The organism is Corynebacterium sp. MSK122 (assembly GCF_030229435.2).
Taxonomy (GTDB): Bacteria; Actinomycetota; Actinomycetes; order Mycobacteriales; family Mycobacteriaceae; genus Corynebacterium; species Corynebacterium marquesiae.
In genome coordinates this window covers 1-320 of record NZ_JASPHV020000078.1, presented here as the reverse complement: position 1 = coordinate 320, position 320 = coordinate 1, and the positions used below count along the sequence as shown (strand labels likewise).

The window sequence follows — 320 nt, the reverse complement described above, 5'->3', positions numbered from 1 at the left end:
CATGGGCTATCGTGCCGCTGCTACTGCTCTTGGTGTCTCCAAATACGCCGCCCGTATGCTCTGTCGTCGGTTTAAACTGCATGGCAGACTATGTCTTGTGGAAAAACCGACTAAGCAGCAGTATTCGGTCGAAATCAAGAAGGAAGTTGTCCAACGCCACCTTTCTGGTGAGACAGCGATGAATCTTGCGCGGGAGTTTGGCCTGTCATCAGAGAATCTGGTCAGCGGATGGTCGAGGAAATGGCGTAATGGTGGCGATGAGGCACTAAAACCGAAGCCGAAGGGCAGGCCCAAGGGCTCGGTCACGCCGAAGCCGCTCT

1 protein-coding gene is annotated in these 320 nt (G+C 54.7%); it reads left to right on the top strand.

Features of this window, described 5'->3' with window-relative positions:
* Positions 1 to 97: 97 nt before the first annotated feature.
* Positions 98 to 320, top strand: a 223-nt coding sequence (locus tag QP934_RS11540; RefSeq protein WP_419127595.1) for a helix-turn-helix domain-containing protein, incomplete at its 3' end; no start/stop codon positions are given.